This is a genomic window from Salinispirillum marinum (assembly GCF_042650105.1).
Classification (GTDB): Bacteria; Pseudomonadota; Gammaproteobacteria; order Pseudomonadales; family Natronospirillaceae; genus Salinispirillum; species Salinispirillum marinum.
This window is the reverse complement of record NZ_JBHSAL010000002.1, coordinates 1,080,142-1,097,189: the sequence shown is the minus strand read 5'-3', so window position 1 is coordinate 1,097,189 and position 17,048 is coordinate 1,080,142. Positions and strand designations below refer to the sequence as shown.

General features: G+C 50.9%; 16 protein-coding genes. 7 read left to right on the top strand and 9 right to left on the bottom strand.

The features are described from left to right. The 6 genes from ACFOSD_RS12215 to dctP (ACFOSD_RS12190) all read right to left on the bottom strand — a co-directional run bounded on the left by ACFOSD_RS12215 (position 1) and on the right by dctP (ACFOSD_RS12190) (position 7,146). On the bottom strand, positions 1-588 hold the full coding sequence (locus ACFOSD_RS12215; RefSeq protein ID WP_380696917.1) for a TRAP transporter small permease: 588 nt from the start codon (positions 586-588) through the stop codon (positions 1-3). A gap of 74 nt (positions 589-662) precedes the next feature. After that, the gene (gene dctP, locus ACFOSD_RS12210) at positions 663-1,682 is read right to left on the bottom strand and encodes a TRAP transporter substrate-binding protein DctP (protein ID WP_380696915.1); all 1,020 of its coding nucleotides are present in this window, start codon (positions 1,680-1,682) and stop codon (positions 663-665) included. A gap of 310 nt (positions 1,683-1,992) precedes the next feature. Then, complete coding sequence (locus ACFOSD_RS12205; protein WP_380696913.1) at positions 1,993-2,748, bottom strand: substrate-binding periplasmic protein; 756 nt, start codon at positions 2,746-2,748, stop codon at positions 1,993-1,995. Positions 2,749-2,915: 167 nt separating this feature from the next. Beyond that, positions 2,916-4,466, bottom strand: a complete 1,551-nt coding sequence (dctP, locus tag ACFOSD_RS12200; protein WP_380696911.1) for a TRAP transporter substrate-binding protein DctP — start codon at positions 4,464-4,466, stop codon at positions 2,916-2,918. A 296-nt stretch (positions 4,467-4,762) separates the two neighbouring features. Continuing rightward, complete coding sequence (locus ACFOSD_RS12195) at positions 4,763-5,671, bottom strand: LysR family transcriptional regulator (protein ID WP_380697279.1); 909 nt, start codon at positions 5,669-5,671, stop codon at positions 4,763-4,765. Continuing rightward, positions 5,671-7,146 (bottom strand): TRAP transporter substrate-binding protein DctP, encoded by a 1,476-nt coding sequence (dctP, locus tag ACFOSD_RS12190; RefSeq protein WP_380696909.1) that lies wholly within the window; start codon positions 7,144-7,146, stop codon positions 5,671-5,673. The genes ACFOSD_RS12195 and dctP (ACFOSD_RS12190) overlap by 1 nt, the downstream gene beginning before the upstream one ends. Positions 7,147-7,451: 305 nt before the next feature. On the opposite strand from dctP (ACFOSD_RS12190), the gene ACFOSD_RS12185 reads away from it, so the two are divergent. The 4 genes from ACFOSD_RS12185 to ACFOSD_RS12170 all read left to right on the top strand — a co-directional run bounded on the left by ACFOSD_RS12185 (position 7,452) and on the right by ACFOSD_RS12170 (position 11,270). Next, a complete protein-coding gene (locus ACFOSD_RS12185) occupies positions 7,452-8,240 on the top strand; it encodes a putative hydro-lyase (RefSeq protein ID WP_380696907.1) in 789 nt (262 codons plus the stop codon). Positions 8,241-8,307: 67 nt separating this feature from the next. Continuing rightward, entirely contained in the window at positions 8,308-9,360 is a 1,053-nt protein-coding gene (locus ACFOSD_RS12180) for a TRAP transporter substrate-binding protein (RefSeq protein ID WP_380696905.1), read from the top strand. 30 nt (positions 9,361-9,390) lie between these two features. Further along, the gene (locus ACFOSD_RS12175; protein ID WP_380696903.1) at positions 9,391-9,963 is read left to right on the top strand and encodes a TRAP transporter small permease subunit; all 573 of its coding nucleotides are present in this window, start codon (positions 9,391-9,393) and stop codon (positions 9,961-9,963) included. 26 nt (positions 9,964-9,989) lie between these two features. Next, positions 9,990-11,270 (top strand): TRAP transporter large permease, encoded by a 1,281-nt coding sequence (locus ACFOSD_RS12170; protein WP_380696901.1) that lies wholly within the window; start codon positions 9,990-9,992, stop codon positions 11,268-11,270. A gap of 254 nt (positions 11,271-11,524) precedes the next feature. Here ACFOSD_RS12170 and ACFOSD_RS12165 read toward each other — a convergent pair whose 3' ends face one another. The 3 genes from ACFOSD_RS12165 to ACFOSD_RS12155 are packed head-to-tail and all read right to left on the bottom strand — an operon-like array spanning position 11,525 to position 13,901. Then, positions 11,525-12,481, bottom strand: a complete 957-nt coding sequence (locus ACFOSD_RS12165) for a 5-oxoprolinase subunit C family protein (protein WP_380696899.1) — start codon at positions 12,479-12,481, stop codon at positions 11,525-11,527. Continuing rightward, the gene (pxpB, locus tag ACFOSD_RS12160) at positions 12,478-13,167 is read right to left on the bottom strand and encodes a 5-oxoprolinase subunit PxpB (RefSeq protein ID WP_380696897.1); all 690 of its coding nucleotides are present in this window, start codon (positions 13,165-13,167) and stop codon (positions 12,478-12,480) included. The genes ACFOSD_RS12165 and pxpB overlap by 4 nt, the downstream gene beginning before the upstream one ends. Continuing rightward, positions 13,164-13,901: a 5-oxoprolinase subunit PxpA gene (locus tag ACFOSD_RS12155; protein ID WP_380696895.1), complete on the bottom strand. Its 738-nt coding sequence runs from the start codon at positions 13,899-13,901 to the stop codon at positions 13,164-13,166. The genes pxpB and ACFOSD_RS12155 overlap by 4 nt, the downstream gene beginning before the upstream one ends. A 211-nt stretch (positions 13,902-14,112) precedes the next feature. Between ACFOSD_RS12155 and ACFOSD_RS12150 the strand changes: the two genes are divergently transcribed. The 3 genes from ACFOSD_RS12150 (at position 14,113) to ACFOSD_RS12140 (ending at position 17,046) form a co-directional block, all read left to right on the top strand. Further along, positions 14,113-15,093, top strand: a complete 981-nt coding sequence (locus ACFOSD_RS12150) for a TRAP transporter substrate-binding protein (protein WP_380696893.1) — start codon at positions 14,113-14,115, stop codon at positions 15,091-15,093. Between the two features lie 94 nt (positions 15,094-15,187). Beyond that, positions 15,188-15,739 (top strand): TRAP transporter small permease, encoded by a 552-nt coding sequence (locus ACFOSD_RS12145; RefSeq protein WP_380696891.1) that lies wholly within the window; start codon positions 15,188-15,190, stop codon positions 15,737-15,739. Continuing rightward, positions 15,739-17,046: a TRAP transporter large permease gene (locus ACFOSD_RS12140; protein ID WP_380696889.1), complete on the top strand. Its 1,308-nt coding sequence runs from the start codon at positions 15,739-15,741 to the stop codon at positions 17,044-17,046. The genes ACFOSD_RS12145 and ACFOSD_RS12140 overlap by 1 nt, the downstream gene beginning before the upstream one ends. Positions 17,047-17,048: the final 2 nt, after the last annotated feature.

Here is a 17,048-nt window from a genome sequence, read left to right as displayed (position 1 = left end):
TTACTCCTGCTCTTTGATGGCCTGTTCAGGCTCGTCAAATCCGTCTTTGACCGACGTCGATAAATACACCTTTTTGGCGGTGAGATTCTTGATCGCGGTCAGTTCGTACTGGATGCCCGTAACCGCCAAGCCAATCGGCACCCACACGTACATGGTCCATAGCGGGTAGTTCAATGTTGGCAACACCCGACCAGTGCTGTAGATACTGAGAATGTAGGTGTAAGAGTAATAACACAGGAAAAACATGAAGGCCCCGGTCACCACGGCAATAAACGCCATCAAGTAACGTCGCGCTTGGGTAGGAACCAGGTCAAAAAACGCCGACATACGAATGTGTCGGCCATGCCGGGCGGCGTATCCGATGCCGGCAAAGGTGATCATAACGATCAGAATGCGATTCACTTCTTCTGAAAAGTGCAGGCTTTCGCCAAACACGAAACGCGCGACGACATTGCTCACGGTGTTTAACGCCATGAGTAGAACGCCAGAGGCGAGAATAAAAGATTCAATACGTGCGATGGCATTATCGAGCATACCGAGTACGCCGGGTAATGCGGACTGCCCAGCCAGAGGGTTGGTGTCTGACATGCAGGGATCTCCGAGTGATGAGCGCGGTTCAGAACAGGGGCGGTACTGCCCGCGCAGGCAGTACCGCGTACCGATCAGTTGGTGACTGCTTCCAAGTCGGCCTTAAATTGCTCCAATAACTCACGACCGGTTTCACCCGTCATGGAGAGGAACTCTTCTTCAACCTGTGGCGCACGGGCGCGGAAGGCCTCGATTTCGGCTTCCGTCAGGCGAGTTACCGTCACCTCATCGCTGGAATCCAAGATGGTTTGCAGAGCTTCTTCACTCAACCCTGGGACATACTCGTTGATGTAGTCGAAGGCGAACGCGGTTGCTTCTTGCACCAGTTCTTTGTCTTCAGCCGGGAGACCGTTGTAGAAGTCTTGGTTAGCCATCAGCGCTGTGGTAAACCAGCCGTGACCGGTAAAGACCAGGTTCGGTGATACCTCATACAAACCGCCAGACTCGATCCAGAAGATCGGGTTTTCCTGACCTTGCAGGATGTTGGTTTGCAAGCCACCGTAGACTTCACCCCACGGCAATGGTGTAGGCGTGGCGCCAAAAGCACGATAGGTTTCCGCCAACAAAGGGTTGGTCATGGTGCGAATGTTTTTGCCTTGGAAATCATCCGGCGAGCGAACGGGCTCGTCTACCGTGACCACCATTTCACCTTCGGGGTACATTTGCAGCAGTTCAAGCCCTTGTTCAGCGTACAGCTCAGGAAACATTTCATTGATGGCTTCACTGGTTTTGAAGAACTCGATGACCGTTTCTTCGTCGGTTGGCATCAAATAAGGAATGAAAAATATCTGCGCGGCAGGAATAACAGACCCGGTAAAGCCGGGTGACTGGTTTACGAAATTCAAGATGCCCATTTGGGTTTGTTCGAGAATGTCGTCCGACTCGCCCAGTTCACCAAAGCGGAATACTTGTACGGTGTGGTCTGAATTGTCTTCCACATATTCTTTGAATTTGTAGGCAAAGACATCTTGTACATCGCCTTCATACTCTTCATGTGCGTAGCGCCATGTGTCCGCTTGTGCGGTCGATGCTACGCCAATCGATAATGCTAACGCCGATACGCTGGCGGTTTTGAGCAGTGCTGTTAACGTCATTGTTTAGCCCTCTTTTGTTAGGCAGAAGCCTGTGGCTTCCAAAGCACTAGAAGTGATTTCTAGTAATGCAGTACCGAGCTTAAAACCTCGGATACCATGAGAATCAACCTCGTTGCGAGGTTGAACTAGCAGTCAAATTACGCTTACAGAATGGCAAAGCCTGACAACAAATTCAAGTTAGATGAAAGGAAATATGGTGCGAGCGGCCATGGGTGAATGGCCTTAAGGCAAGACAAATCATGGTATTGACCGGTTTCCCAAGCCCCATTATTGCGGCAAAAATAATTTCAATTAAATGGGTTTTTTAGGTCTAGTCAGGCAGCACTTGCGCCAGAATACGGGCCAACTCACCCGAGGCTCGAATCTCTGCTAAGCCGCGATTAAACGCCGCGATGATGGCTTCGCCGTCAGGATGCGCCTTGCCCACGGCAATGTGCAATGAGTTGGTACTGAGGCTGGCGTCGGTAAAGGCAATGCGGTCTAGGAATTCCGGGTTGATCGCACTGATCAGGTCGCGTGCGACGATTTCATCTTCCAGGGTGAGGTCGAGGCGGTTCCCCACCAACTTTCGAATGTTGGTGATCAGGTTCACTGCGGGTATGTGCCAAAAATTCTGTGCTTGATCGAATTCTTCCGGGTAGCCATAACCCAATACCGTACCCACATGTTTGTTGTTGAGGCTTTCCAAGCCGGTGAACTCGAAGGGGTCGTCAATGCGCTTGATAAATTTGACGTTATTGTCGACGTACGGTTGGCTGTAGTGCAGATATTCTGCCCGTTCGTCGGTATACCATGCGCCAATCAGCAAGTCATAGTTGGCATCGCGGACACCTAAAATAGCGCGCTGCCATGGCATCACTTCCCACTGTAATTCGTAGCCTTGGGTCGCTAATGCGGTGCGCACAATCTCGGTGGCAATGCCTTGGTTGGGCGCATCCGGGTCTACGAAGGGTGGCCAGGGGTCATTGGCGGCCACCAGTGTGCGAGCCGACACCGAAGCCGAGAAAAAAAGAGCTAAACATACAGCAAGGGCAGGTACGATTTTCAGCAAATTAGGACGGTGCATAGGACACTCCATTACGCTGTTCAGTCGTTTTACCTTAGCACTCTGAACAACGTATTGAAGGTCTTTGCTGCACATAACGGCGAAGTGCGTAGTTTCGGACAAACCGGCCACTGTTTTGGCTAAAAAATCGCCATTATGTTGACCGATTGCTCATAAATCACGGTGCCCTAGCGGCTTCTGACCATGCGTACATGATGCCGGTAGGTGTGCTGCCAAATCGGATGCTCATAGCCGAGCCGAAAATAGACACCGAATGTCTCCGTGTCATTTTCCGGGTTTACCGTGGCACTCCAGAACCATGAGGCGGGTGTGTTTGGAAACGCGGGGCGATGAATGGTTGGGGTTTCAAACTCCCCGGTGCAGTGCTCCACCTCAACAACGGCCAAGCGGCTATCCAGTGGCACACACCAAATGAGCGTACGAAGTTCTGCTAGTGTTGGCACCCTCCAATCCGTGAATCCAGCCAGGGGTTCGGTGGTATTCAACTGTTCAATGTATTCTTCAGCACCATGATACGTTAGACGACGTGGTGAGCCTGCACAGGTTTGTCCATCCCATTCTTGCCCTACCGAACAACGCGCCCATTCGAGTTGTGTGCGTGTGTCGACAATGGTGCCATGCTGGCGCGGTATGAAGCGGGAATCCAGTGGGCTATCGGCCTGATCATCCTGTTGTTGGCTCCGTGCTAAGTTAAGATATTCAAGTAATACATCCTCGACTGAAGCACCGGAAGTTGCGACCCATTCGGCGGCCATAGTGGCACCGACTTGGCGCAAGTGGTTGGTAATGGCGGGCGTGGGTTGTTGCACTGTCATGCCCTGCTCGGCCAGCGCGGCGGTGGTATTGGTCGCCTCCGTTCTCGCCATCTGCCACCCTCGCTGTTCTGCGCTTTCCGCAGCCGCGAGGATGGCTTGGCGATGCTCGTCCGGTAGGCTAAGAAACAGGCGTTTATTCATCATCACCATGTTCTTTGGTATCCATGCTTGGACATCGTAATAATAGTCAGCGAATTCCCAGGCACGGCTGCTAACGCCGGTCGCCGCGGAAGTGATCATGCTGTCGATACGGCCTTCGGCGAAGGCAGTCGGGATATCGCCAGCTTCAATGTTAACCCCACCCGCATTCAGCAGAGTGGCCAGTCGTTTAAGGGTGTTTGAGTAGGTGCGCATGTTCAAGTCCGCGAGTTCGTCGGGCTCTCGTAATGGGATGTTGGCGTACAGTCCCTGTGGCGGCCAAGGTACGGCAAATAACAGCAGCATGCCGTCGCGTTGATCAAGGCTGTTGCTGATCAGTGGTTTGCTGATCGCCCACAGTTGTTCGGCAGCGGCAAAATCACTCGCAATAAAGGGCAGATTGTCCAATTCATAAATGGGGTCGCTGGCCGTCATGGTCGCCATTAATACTTCACCCATGGCGACACGTCCCGTGCGCACAGCCCGGGGAATGGCACTGTGTTCAATCAAGCTGCCGCCTGCAGCAATATCGATTCGAATGGCTTGTCCGGTAGCGTTGGCTACGTCTTCGGCAAATAAGCGCAGATTTTGGGTGTGGTGCACACCATCTCCATAAGGCGAGGCAAGCGTCCATTGTTGAGATCTTAAGCTCTGGGCACTGAGACTTTGTGCGGTCAGCGAAATCATGATGAGGACGGCGAGGCGTAGCGTAAAGCTTCGGGCATGCCGGAGGAACAGCGCGATGGTATGGATGTGTGTTTTCATGGTTAAAACGCTCTCTGTTGCGAATTGACCCATTTAACGGGTTCTTAGTGGGCTGTCTTATTTTTGATCAGCTCACCCCTAAGTATGTACATCATTAATCAAACGTCAATGAAATGTTGACATATCGTTGTTGATTCGTAATATGGGTGTTGCCACGTAACAGTCTTGCTCAGAAACCTTGGTTCGTTGGCTGGGGAAATCTCGAGGGGATAGCGAGGCGAATGTTAGTGTTGCTTTTCTCAATGCTGTGTACTTTCCCGTGGACCCAGATGGGTTCCACGGGTTTTTTTTGCCCGTTATGTTGCGGCGAGTTCGTCTCCCCAAGGGGCTTGGTGCGCAACATCGTGGGCAATGCGGGCGATTTTTTCGGCCAGCCACGAGTCATAGCTGGCAGGCCAGGAGGCGGTAAAAATTAAGTTGGGTAGATGTAGGGGAAGATTGAGTTTAACCAACCGTCCGTCGGCTAACTCGTTGCGTACAATGATGGGTGGCATAACACCAATGCCCGAGTGTGCCATGGCTAAACGGGCGATGGTCCATATCGAGCTGGAACAGTGAATGCGCGGATTCTCAATGCCCCGTTCGGCCAGCATAAAGCGCAAATCTTTGTAAGGAATGGATTCGCGTGAGAAGCTTAATAGCACGCAATGTTCTAAATAGTCGTTTACATCTTCACGATACATGCCTTTGAAGTCCGGGTGCGCTATGAAGCGCATGGGATAGCGACACAGCAGCCGGTTCACAATATGGTCGTGGTTAATGGGGCCCATCAAGAAAGCCAAGTCCAGTTCATTGGTGGTGATTTTCTTTTCTAGGCCGGGGGAACCGTCCACTTCCATTTCAATGGTCATGGCCGGAAAACGGTCGGACAGCAGGGTTAACAAGTCAGGCAGCCAGCTTTGCGCTATGGTTTCCACCACACCCAATCGAAACACGCCTTGATAATCCGTCTGCGCACGAAAGTTGTCGATCGCATTTTGACGTTCTTGCAGCATCATTTCCGCTTGCCGAAACAACTCCCGGCCTTTGAGCGTCGGCAGTACCGGACGATGTTCGCGCAGCAGCACTTTTTCACCCAGAAAATCTTCGAGTCGGGCAATCCGCTCGGAGATCGAGGGTTGAGTAATGTGCAGATGTTCCGCTGCATGCTTAAAAGAGCCCAGTTTCACAATCCAAACAAAGGCTTCCAGTTCTCGAAAATCCATCACGGTTCGCGTACCAGTCTGAGGTAATGGGAATACCCGAATTTACCGATCGGGTATTGATGGCCGACGCTGAAATCGAGCGCCCATGCATAGCCATCATCGTCGATCAGCGTATCCTGTGTCCAATACCAGCGCGGCAAGGTATCGGGAAAAGTATCACGATACAGAGTAGGGCGATCCGTGAATTCTTCGCACAGGGTACTCATATTCGGCGTACGACGGTCGGCATGACAAATCTGAATTTCGGCCAGTTCGGTGCGAGTCGGTAAGCGCCATTGAGTGCCTTCTTGTTGATTCAGTTCGTTAATGATGCGCTGTGCACCAGACCACGAGTGCCGTTGTGCAGTACCTTCGCACGCCTCTCCGTTCGCTGTTTGCCCGAAGCTGCAGCGCTGCCAGATGAGGCCTGTTCTGGGGTCTATTGCATAGTTTGCATTCCGTATAAGAAAAGGGCTTTGAGCGACTGGGCGGGCATTGTTGGTGTCGTTGTGGCTCGGTGTCGCGTCTTCGAGTGCACGATAATAGTCTTCAAGCACCAATTGGCGTGTCAGGCCCGCTGTGGCTGCCCACTCTACGGCCATTTTTAGTCCGATCTGGCGCAATTCATGTTGCAGTTCAGGAGTGGGCTGCGCTATCTCCATGCCTTGTCCGGCCAGATGTGCCACCATTTCTTGCGTGCTGTCTTCGGCGCGTGCCCAGCCTTGTTGTTCAGCGTCTTCGGCGGCAGCTAAGATGGCGCTTTGGGTCGCAGCGGGCAAGCCGTCAAACCAACGCTTATTCATCATCACAATGTTCTTCGGCAGCCAGGACGGAATGGCGGTGTAATGTTGCGCAAAACGCCATGCTTGAGTGGCGACGCCGATGGTGGACGAAGTAATCATGGCGTCGATGGTGTTCTCTGCAAAGGCACTTGGGATTTCTTGGGTCGCCAGTGGGACGGGTAGAGTGTTCAGCTTAAGCGCCAAATCGGTTGTACTCAATGAATAGGAGCGCAGTCGTAGGCCTGACAAGTCACTCACCGTGTTAATGCGTTGGTTCGTGTAGAGTCCTTGTGGGGGCCAGGGTACAGCGTAGAGCAATACAATTCCTTGGTCGCTGAGACTGCGTTCAATGGCTGGTCGGGTTACCGTCCAGAGGATGCGTGCTGAGGTAAAGTCTGTGGCGAGAAAGGGCAAGTTATCGAGATCAAAAATGGGATCAATGTCGGCCAGGTTGCCCAAAAGTATTTCGCCAAAAAGCGCTCTTCCGGTTCGAACAGCGCGGTACATGTCGCTATTTCCGAATACCTCGGCACCTGTTTTAAGCTCGACATTGGCGTCAATACTCGGCGACATTTCCAGCAAGGATGCAAAGTAATCAAGTACGTCGGTGGTGTGCACATCGTTTGTGTACGGCGTATGAATTTCCCATGTTTCCGCAAAGGACGTTAAGGTAGTTAAACAATAGATTAGGACGAAATTCGGCAAGAATTTCATAGGGTGCTCCTAAGAATATTTTAATACGAAGACGCGCAAGACGATATTTTTACGTTGATTAATAGTCAACGATTCATTGGTGTAATGTATTTAAAGATGATTGTCTGCATGGTCTAACGCCTTGAAAGTTCAGCAAGAAACGTCATTTGTAAATATTTGTAGCCGAATAATGCGTCGGCATAAAAACCACGTGATTGGCTAAGTATCGGAAATTCCTATCCATATCCATCCAAATTACTGATTTGACTAATCTTAGCCCCAAACCTAATTTGACTGGCATGAAGTAAGTCACTGAGTATTTTTGAATGATCAATGCATCGATGTCACCCAAGGCGGCACGGGAATATATCCGGACCAATGCGCCGTTAGCGACCACCAGCGGTTTATGTCCTGGGTTTGCACAGGCGAATTTGATGATTATGGAAGAGCAATATGCTCATGCGTTTCTTAAATTCTGTGTTGCCAATCCCAAAGCCTGCCCGATATTGCATGTCAGCGAGCCGGGTGATCCATTTCCAACGGAACTGGGTGAACATATTGATGTCCGTACCGATGTGCCGGGATATCGCGTGTACAGACATGGCGCATTAGATACCGAAGTATTGGATATTTCTGCACTGTGGCAGGATAACTTTGTGTCCTTTTATATCGGCTGTTCTTTTTCGTTTGAAGAGTCGCTTGTGCAGCATGGAGTCGGTGTTCGACACATCGAAGCAGGCACGAACGTGCCCATGTACCGAACCAACATTCCACTTAAGTCCGTCGCGCCTTTTCATGGTGAACTGGTGGTGTCCATGCGTGCTATGCGGTCAAGCGATGCCATTAAAGCCGTACAAATAACAACAAATATGTCGAAGGTTCATGGTTCACCCGTGCACATTGGTGCTCCGGAACACATTGGCATAACTAACTTTGCCCAGCCCGAGTTTGGCGATCCACCCATTGTTCAGGACACCGACATCACGTCGTTTTGGGCCTGTGGTGTGACGTCACAACTGGCGGCTATGAACGCCAAATTACCGATAGCTATAACGCATAGCCCAGGAAAAATGCTCATCACTGATAGGCAAAACTGGGAGTTGGAGTACTCTTAATAGAATGCTTCAACAGAAAGTGATCCTCAATCGAGGTGATAACTACAATAACCATAGAGGTTGGAACATGAAAACTCTACACACGATGATCACCATGGCCGCTGTAGGCGGCTCACTCTTGATGGGCGCGCCCGCCATGGCACAGTCTGCTTCGCTGAGCGTAGTGGGCAGTTGGTCGGGTTTGGAACTGCACCGCCGGTTTGAAAATCCGTATTGGTCTGAAACCTTACCCGGAGCAGGTGCCGGTTTCGACGTCCAGTTAACGACGCATGATCAGATGGGCGTGCCGGGTGGAGACGTTTATAACTTACTGTCGGAAGGTTTGTTTGATGTGGCCATGACCGTGGCTGACTATGCGGTGGCTGACGCTCCAGAAATCGAAGCATTGGATATGCCGATGTTGTCGCTGACGGTGGCCGATGCCCGTCGTGTAGCGGAGGCCTATTTGCCAATCGCCGATATGGGCATGCAGCGCCGTTTTGACAGTAAAGTACTGGCGATTGTGCCTTATCCACAGCAGGTCGTATTCTGCCGTGATCCGGTGGAGAATCTGGAAGACTTGAATGGTCGGGCGATTCGGGCCAGCGGCCGGACGACACTGGAGTTCTTGGAAGCGGTCGGTGCCAAGGCACTGAATATCGCCTTTAACGAAGTACCCGGCGCCTTGGATCGTGGCGTGATTGATTGTGCGGTTACTGGCTCAATGTCAGGCTACAGCTCAGCTTGGTATGAAATGGCCAACTATCTCTACACCCTACCTGCCGGTGGTTGGGACTATGTACTGACCGCCATTTCGCTCGATAAATGGAATTCGCTTTCGGCGGCACAACAAGCCACCTTGGAACGCACCATGCAAGAAGATTTTATTGAAGAAGTATGGGCGAACGCTGAAGTGGATACCCAGCAAGGTGTGGCTTGCCTCACCGGAACAGGTACCTGTGAGCGTGGCGAAGCGCAAAATATGACGCTGGTATCGCCCAGTGAAGCCGATTTGGCAACCGCCCGCGATGTGCTGGAAAATACGGTACTGCCGAATTGGGCACGTCGAGTAGACGACAGCGTGGTGACGATGTGGAATGATCGCGTCGGTACCATTGTCGGCTTGACCGCCAGCAAATAATTACCATAACAAGAACAGAGAGGTCGCGTTATGTTGACTCTGGTTAATAACCTGCTTGAACAGGTGACACGCTTTACCAGGTCGGCTTCTCGCGTCATCGCATGGGTGCTAGGAGCGTTGCTCCTGGCCACCATTGCCATGATTACGTTAGAAGTGTTTACGAGAAAGCTCTTCGGTGTCTCCTTCCGATTCGTCCATGAATATTCGGGCTATTTGTTGGCCGTATTAACCTCTTGGGGTTTGGCCCATGCCTTATTTGAAAAGGCGCATATCAGAATAGATATTGGTTATCAAAAGAGTCCGGACTTTTTGAAACGCATAATGGATATGTTGGCCATTCTTACCCTGACCACGATGACGCTATTAATTACCTATTATGCTTATCCCGTTCTGGCACGTTCCTTACGTAATGGGTCATTGTCTAATACCGTTATGTCGACGCCGATGTGGATACCGCATGCTATATGGATAAGTGGTTATGTTTGGTTTTCGTTTGTTACGCTCTTATTAACGATTCGTGCTTTCTTCGCGATATTTGTGAACGATAAAGCAGCCTTTGAACGTTACTTCTGCCCGGAATCTGCAGAAGAAATTGAGTATTAACCGAGCAATAATAAGAGGCGTTCAACATGCTGTTATTTATGATCATCGGCATTCTGGTAATGCTGTTTCTTACCATTCCAGTGGCTGTGACCTTAGTGTTTCTGGCCTTTGGATTAGACATATTCTTTTCGCCGTTTCCTTTGGTCCGTGCCTTGGGCCAAAACATGTGGTCTTCGGCGAACTCGTTTTTGCTGTTATCCATTCCGTTATTTGTCTTAATGGGGCAAATGATTGTACGCAGCGGTATTGCCGCGCGCGCCTATGATGCGTTGGACTATTGGTTGTCCTGGTTACCCGGTGGGTTATTGCATTCGAATGTTGTGACATCGACGTTTTTCTCCGCCACATCCGGCTCATCGGTGGCGACAGCTGCAACCGTTTCTACGGTAGCCTTGCCACAACAACGGGCGTTGAAGTATGACCCTAAGTTGTTTCTCGGTACCATTGCTGCAGGCGGTACATTAGGCATTATTATTCCGCCGTCCATTAACTTGATTGTTTATGGCTTTTTAACCGAAACCTCCATACCTCAGTTATTTATGGCGGGGTTGATTCCCGGTTTATTGCTGGCCGGTTTGTTTGTTGTGGTGTCGGCCGTGCTGTGTTGGTGGAAGCCCGAGTTGGGTGGCCCTAGTCGGCCCGCAACTTGGAAAATGCGCTTTTCGAGCCTGATTCATTTGGTGCCGCTGTTGCTGTTATTTGCGGTGATTATTGGTTCTATTTATACCGGCTGGGCAACGCCTTCGGAGTCTGCGGCCATTGGTGTGACGGCTTCAATGATCATGGCGGCGGCGTACCGGAAGTTGACCTTGCGCAACATTCTTGATGCGTTGGACGGCACCATTAAAACCACGGCTATGATCATGTTGATCATCATGGCGGCGGCATTTTTAAACTTTGCCATGAGTGCGGCGGGCTTGTCGCAACAACTTACACAGTTCATCAATCAATATGACCTTTCTGCCACGCAGATGTTGTTGATGGTGTTGTTGATCTTGTTCATTTTGGGGTTCTTTATAGAAACACTGTCGTTGATGGTGATCACCATTCCAATACTGACGCCGATTGTGTTTGGTTTAGGCTATGATCCGGTATGGTTCGGTATCGTATTGATTATTTTTGTCGAGTTGGCGCTCATTACGCCGCCGGTGGGGCTCAATCTGTACATTGTGCAAGCCGCGCGTAAAGGTGAGCCGTTCAGCGACGTGATGATTGGGGTGATCCCTTACATATTCGTCATGTTAATCATGGCGGGCTTGCTGATTGCGTACCCTCAACTGGCCCTGTGGCTACCCAGCCAAGGATGACCTAAACGAATTCTGACGCCTCGCGTCAAAAACAGCTCTCTGTTTTCCCGCACATCGTTCATTCTTGTGCGGGTTTTTTTTGCCAGTATTTTGCGAAGTAAATGAAGAGACTAACTGGAGGTTTAAAAAGTCTCGGAGGCGAAAATCTGGCTAGGCAAAAATGGTCGAGAACGCGCAGTTTACTGAGTGTAAATGAGCATTTGAGACCATTTTTAACACCGCCAGATTGAGAAAAAGAGGCTTTTAACTAATCCCTAAGGCCAAAGTAATGTCTCCCCATCCATATCCCAGTCCGCCGCTTTAAAGAACCGGTTGAACACCTGACGCTCGCCCTGCGCGGTACTCAGATCAATGAATTCAAAATTCACTGGCGTTCCTGCGCCGCGTTGACTCAAACGACTGCAGCACAATGAGGTGACACACCCAATTTTGGGGTAACCACCAATGGTTTGCCGGTCGCGCAGCAACACAATCGGTTGGCCGTCCATCGGTACCTGCACGGCACCCATGGCAATGCCCTCAGAAATAACGCCGTCGATGGTGGGGATGATCGGTGGGCCTTCCAAGCGATAGCCCATGCGGTCGATGCGGTTACTGATTTGATAGTTTGAACTACCCAAACGCCGTCGATCCAAACCTGAGAAGGACCGATATTGGTAGCCGGGCACGATCTTCAGGGTCAAGGGGCTGTTGTAGTCGGGTACATAACGCGGCGCAAGCTGGCGCATACGGCGCGGGCTATGGCTAGCAAAGCTGAGTTGATCGCCGGCTTTCAGTTTGCCGCCATCGAAACCTCCCAGCTTTTCCCTTACTACCACGGAACGACTGCCAAAGAAGATGGGCGTTAACCAGCCGCCTGCTACCGCGAGGTAGGCGCGCAATCCTGAACGCGCAGTTTTGAACGCTAGTTGATCACCCGCTTGCAAACGATGGGTGGACCAATTGGCCGCAGCTAGACCATTGATGGAAAAGCCCATGTCGGCCCCGGCGATGGCTATCGTGGCGTCCGCCGTGAGGGTGGCCGTGAAATTGCCCATCAAAATTTCAACGCAAGTCGAATCTAACGGATTGTTCAGCAATTTATTAGCCCAGCGGAAGGCATGTTCGTCGGCGGCGCCACCTTCGGTGAGACCTGCGCGTTGCGAACCGGTTCTCCCGGCATCTTGCAGGGTGGCGAAAAAACCGGGGTTATCAACACGTAGCGCACTCATAGTTGACCTCCCAGAGCGAGAAATTCGTCTTTCTGAATGGGTTTAAAACGAACCTCGTCACCCACTTGTAACAGGGATGCCGTATGCGGGTCGCCTTTGGGATCAAAAAACTGCGTTGGGCTGCGGCCAATAATCTGCCAACCTCCCGGTGAGGTTAGCGGGTAGATCGCCGTTTGCGCATCAGCAATTCCGACACTGCCCTGTGCAACCGAAGATCGCGGGCTGTGATGACGTGGGGTAGCAATACGTGCGTCGACTTTGCCGAGAAAGGCAAAGCCGGGATTGAAGCCTACAGCAAAGACCCGATAGGTTTTGCTGCTGTGTATATGGATAACTTCTCCCACGCTGATGTTCTTTTCTTTCGCCAAATTTTCCAAGTCGTACCCCACACTGGGGTCGTACCATACGGGGATGTCGAAGGTTCGACCGTCGTCATGTTCCTGTACATGGTCGTCGAGCGTATCAGCCAATTTGCGCAGCAAGCTCAGCATCAGGCGGTAATCGGCACGATCAAGATCGTAGATCATCAATAACGTGGTGTAAGAGGGCACTAAATCCACGAGGTAGGGTGCCAGATGATGCTCAATCAGTTTTTCCATCGCGACGATGCGCGGCGTAATAGCTTCGCTGATGGTGTCGCCAAAGGTCAGAAGAATGGTATTTTCGGAGACCGCTTCAATCTTCATCCTTTATCTCCTAGTGCCTCTCGAATGCGGGCAACCGCAGCGACCGATTCGGCATTGTCGCCATGCACACACAAAGAGTCGGCGGGTAAATCCAACCATTGACCCGTGATGGAAGTAATGCCGCCTTTATGCGCAAAGGATTTGGCTTGCGCCACAATGATACTTGCATCGTGATGCACTGCACCAGGTTTGGCGCGTGAGACTAAACGGCCTGTATCGTCGTAGGCGCGATCAGCAAAGGCTTCCAGAATAAGGCGAAGTCCAATCTCGGCGGCCATGGCTTGATGCTCAGCATAGTCATTACTGATGGGTATCATGAGCGGCAGATTAGGGTCATAAGCATGCACAGCGGCCATGATGATGCGCAGTTGGTCGTTGTTCGCCATCATATCGTTGTTCATGGCGCCGTGTGGTTTTACATAGCTGACGTTCAATCCTAGAGGCCGACAGATGCCTTGCAGTGCACCGATTTGATACCAAACCATGGTCGAAAGCTCATCTTTGGTGCACTTCATGCTGCGTCGACCAAAACCCACGAGGTCCGGGTAAGCTGGATGCGCGCCTATTTTCACGCCGTATTGTTTCGCTAAGGTTAACGTTTTGTGCATGATGAGTGGGTCGGAAGCATGGAACCCACAGGCCACATTGGCCATGTCGATCAAGGGCATAACCTCTTGATCCAAGCCCATGGTCCAAGCGCCAAAGCTCTCTCCCAGATCACAATTCAACAACATCGCACGGCCCTCTTTGCTTGACAGTGTTTGATTTCTCTTTGTGTGCCATCTATACAAATATTGTAGGTTGGCTTGTGTTTTGCTTAGTATCAATTTGTCGTTAAAACGTTAACGTTTGATTGACAAATAAATTTTATACTATACTTTTATGGTGTGTAGACCAAGAAAAAGAAGTAATACACACCATAAAAAAAACAGAGAGGCTAGAAAAATGAAAACGACCATCCATGCAGTACTTGCTGCGTCCGTTATGGCTACCGCACTGACCACGACCGCTTCCGCGCAGACGCGTTGGGATCTGGCGACGGGTTATGGCGACGGCGTTCATCACACCATTAATATCAAGCAATTTGCTGAGGACATCAGCAATGCAACCAATGGCGCGTTGAGCATTACCGTGCACTCCGGCGCATCCTTGTTCCCACAGGGCGAAATTCACCGTGCGGTGCGTACTGGCCAGGCACAAGCGGGTGAGCTTTTCATGGCGAACATGGGTAATTCCAACCCAGTGTTTGAAATTGATAACATCCCGTTCCTAGCGAGCGACTGGGATTCTGCGCGGGCACTTTGGGAAGTTTCACGCCCTGCCGTAGAAGCGCATTTGGCTTCAGAAGGTATTAGGTTCTTGTTTGCCGTGCCTTGGCCAGCACAGGGTATCTACAGTCAAACACCGATCAATACTATTGAAGATATCAGCGGCTTGAGAATGCGCGCTTATTCTCCTATGACGACTGAGTTGTCAATGTTGTTGAATGCGTCACCGACGACAGTGCAAACGCCAGAGATTCCTACGGCATTCAGTACCGGTATGATCAACAGCATGGTGACGTCGCCGTCAACAGGTGTATCTAGCCAGGCATGGGATTTCGTCAATCACTACACCGATGTGCAAGCGTGGATTCCAAAGAATATGGTGTTCGTGAATGAGCGTGCATTCAACCGTTTGAGTGCTGACGTACAAGCCGCGGTTCTGGAAGCTGCCGCTGCTGCAGAAACTCGCGGTTGGGAAATGGCCATTGCTGAAGCAGAAACAGCGACCCAACGTCTAGCAGATGAGGGTATGCAGATTTCAACCCCGACCGCCGAATTGCGGTCTGCTTTGGAAGCCATTGGTCAAGAAATGGGCGGTACCTGGGCTGCAAAAGCCGGTGCAGAAGGCATCAGCATTCTGGAAGCGTATTACAGTCGATAAATGCGCCAAGCATCGGGCGACCTCTTAAGGGGTCGCCTATTTTGACTGTCAGGGTTGCACTTTGCGGCCCAGCGTATAAACGAAGGGGGTATTTATGCGCAAGTTTCTAGACAACCTATATCTAGGTTCAGGGCTCATAGCGGGGCTCTTTGTCGTCGCTATCGCCGTGCTGATCATGGCGCAGGTGATCGGACGCTGGTTTAACATCATCGTTCCCTCTACTGAGGATTTTTCCGGGTATTTTCTCGCCGCATCCAGTTTCTTAGGCTTGGCTTATACCTTAAAAGTGGGTGGGCACATTCGTGTCAATATCCTGATTCATAATTTCAGCCCTAAGGCCCGGAAAGTACAAGAAATCGCCGTTTTGGTAGTGGGGTTGGCCTTAGCGACGTTCATGTCGTATTGGCTGATCTTCATGGTCTGGGAGTCGTGGGTGTTTGATGAGAAGAGCCTTGGCTATGTCAGGGTCGATCTTTGGATTCCTCAGGTACCAGTTGCGGTCGGTGCGGTCATTTTCAATATTGCGGTGTTGGACGAGTTGGTCCACACGATTCGGAACGGCAAGCCTACTTATCAAGGCTTGGATGATGAGATGGAAGATCTGAATCAGTTGACGGATTCCGCCACCACCGTGGAGCAAAAGTAGTGGATACCATAACGATTGGAATTTTATTAGCGGCATTGATGCTTGGCCTGTTGGCGCTTGGGTTTTGGGTGTCGCTGTCCCTGATGTTGGTGGCCTTAGTGGGCATCATTCTTTATGGCTCGGATGTATACGGGCTGATTTTTGCGTCCAGTGCGTGGTCAAGTGCATCAAAGTGGTCACTGACGGCATTGCCCCTGTTTATATGGATGGGTGAGATACTGTTTCGAACCCGGCTTTCAGAAGATCTGTTCAAGGGCCTAACACCTTGGCTAAGCAAACTACCAGGCAGCCTGCTGCATGTGAATATCTTGAGTTGTGGTTTGTTTGCTGCGGTTTCAGGTTCCTCGGCTGCAACGGCCGCGACGATCGGTCGGATGACACTGCCGGAGTTGAAGCGTCGTGGTTACAGTGAACGGATGTCGATTGCTACCTTGGCAGGTTCAGGAACCCTTGGCTTGTTGATTCCACCGAGTATCATCCTGATCGTATACGGGGTGGCCGCAGAAGTGAGTATCGCGCGCTTATTTATAGCGGCAGCGATTCCTGGCTTGATGCTGCTGGGGCTGTTTATGTTGTATACGATAGCCTGGTCAATGATCAATAAAGATGCCCGAAAAATTAAGTCAGATGATCAGTTTACGTGGCGTGATCGGTTCGTTGCCTTACGTTATTTGTTGCCTATCCTGGGTTTAATTACTTTTGTGTTGGGTTCGATCTATGGTGGTTATGCCACGACGACGGAAGCGGCAGCGGTTGGGGTTTTTGGCTCGCTGATCTTGGCGGCGTTGTCCGGCAGTTTGAACAGAAAGGCGTTCCTAGATAGTTTAATGGGAGCCGTAAAAACCTCGTGTATGATCGCACTGATATTGATCGCGGCGCATTTCCTAACCGTTGCTATGGCGTTTTTGGGCATACCGCGGACACTGGTGTCGATGATTGATGGTTTGGGTTTGTCACCCATCATGCTGCTGGTGTATTTGACCATTCTGTTCATCATTCTTGGCTGTTTCTTGGATGGTATTTCAGTAGTTTTGCTCACCACGTCCATTATTCTACCGATGGTTTCGGCCGCGGGGATTGATCTGTTGTGGTTCGGTATATACATTGTGTTGGTTGTAGAGATGGCGCAGATAACCCCACCCGTTGGGTTCAACCTATTTGTGCTACAAGCTCTCACGGGAAAAAACATTCTTTATGTGGCCCGCGCAGCGTTACCGTTCTTCCTGATCATCGGCTTGGGTATCGTACTGATTACTGTGTTTCCGGAGATTGTGACGGCGCTGCCGGCCGAAATGAGCCGAAATTAGGA

What these genes read in the sequence shown, in the direction of transcription:
- ACFOSD_RS12155 (WP_380696895.1), bottom strand. Translation starts at nt 13,901, where the DNA reads ATGTTGTTGAATTGTGATCTGGGAGAGAGCTTTGGCGCTTGGACCATG.
- ACFOSD_RS12175 (WP_380696903.1), top strand. Translation starts at nt 9,391, where the DNA reads ATGTTGACTCTGGTTAATAACCTGCTTGAACAGGTGACACGCTTTACC.
- ACFOSD_RS12205 (WP_380696913.1), bottom strand. Translation starts at nt 2,748, where the DNA reads ATGCACCGTCCTAATTTGCTGAAAATCGTACCTGCCCTTGCTGTATGT.
- dctP (WP_380696909.1), bottom strand. Translation starts at nt 7,146, where the DNA reads ATGAAATTCTTGCCGAATTTCGTCCTAATCTATTGTTTAACTACCTTA.
- ACFOSD_RS12215 (WP_380696917.1), bottom strand. Translation starts at nt 588, where the DNA reads ATGTCAGACACCAACCCTCTGGCTGGGCAGTCCGCATTACCCGGCGTA.
- ACFOSD_RS12145 (WP_380696891.1), top strand. Translation starts at nt 15,188, where the DNA reads ATGCGCAAGTTTCTAGACAACCTATATCTAGGTTCAGGGCTCATAGCG.
- pxpB (WP_380696897.1), bottom strand. Translation starts at nt 13,167, where the DNA reads ATGAAGATTGAAGCGGTCTCCGAAAATACCATTCTTCTGACCTTTGGC.
- dctP (WP_380696915.1), bottom strand. Translation starts at nt 1,682, where the DNA reads ATGACGTTAACAGCACTGCTCAAAACCGCCAGCGTATCGGCGTTAGCA.
- ACFOSD_RS12185 (WP_380696907.1), top strand. Translation starts at nt 7,452, where the DNA reads ATGATCAATGCATCGATGTCACCCAAGGCGGCACGGGAATATATCCGG.
- ACFOSD_RS12195 (WP_380697279.1), bottom strand. Translation starts at nt 5,671, where the DNA reads ATGGATTTTCGAGAACTGGAAGCCTTTGTTTGGATTGTGAAACTGGGC.
- dctP (WP_380696911.1), bottom strand. Translation starts at nt 4,466, where the DNA reads ATGAAAACACACATCCATACCATCGCGCTGTTCCTCCGGCATGCCCGA.
- ACFOSD_RS12180 (WP_380696905.1), top strand. Translation starts at nt 8,308, where the DNA reads ATGAAAACTCTACACACGATGATCACCATGGCCGCTGTAGGCGGCTCA.
- ACFOSD_RS12150 (WP_380696893.1), top strand. Translation starts at nt 14,113, where the DNA reads ATGAAAACGACCATCCATGCAGTACTTGCTGCGTCCGTTATGGCTACC.
- ACFOSD_RS12165 (WP_380696899.1), bottom strand. Translation starts at nt 12,481, where the DNA reads ATGAGTGCGCTACGTGTTGATAACCCCGGTTTTTTCGCCACCCTGCAA.
- ACFOSD_RS12170 (WP_380696901.1), top strand. Translation starts at nt 9,990, where the DNA reads ATGCTGTTATTTATGATCATCGGCATTCTGGTAATGCTGTTTCTTACC.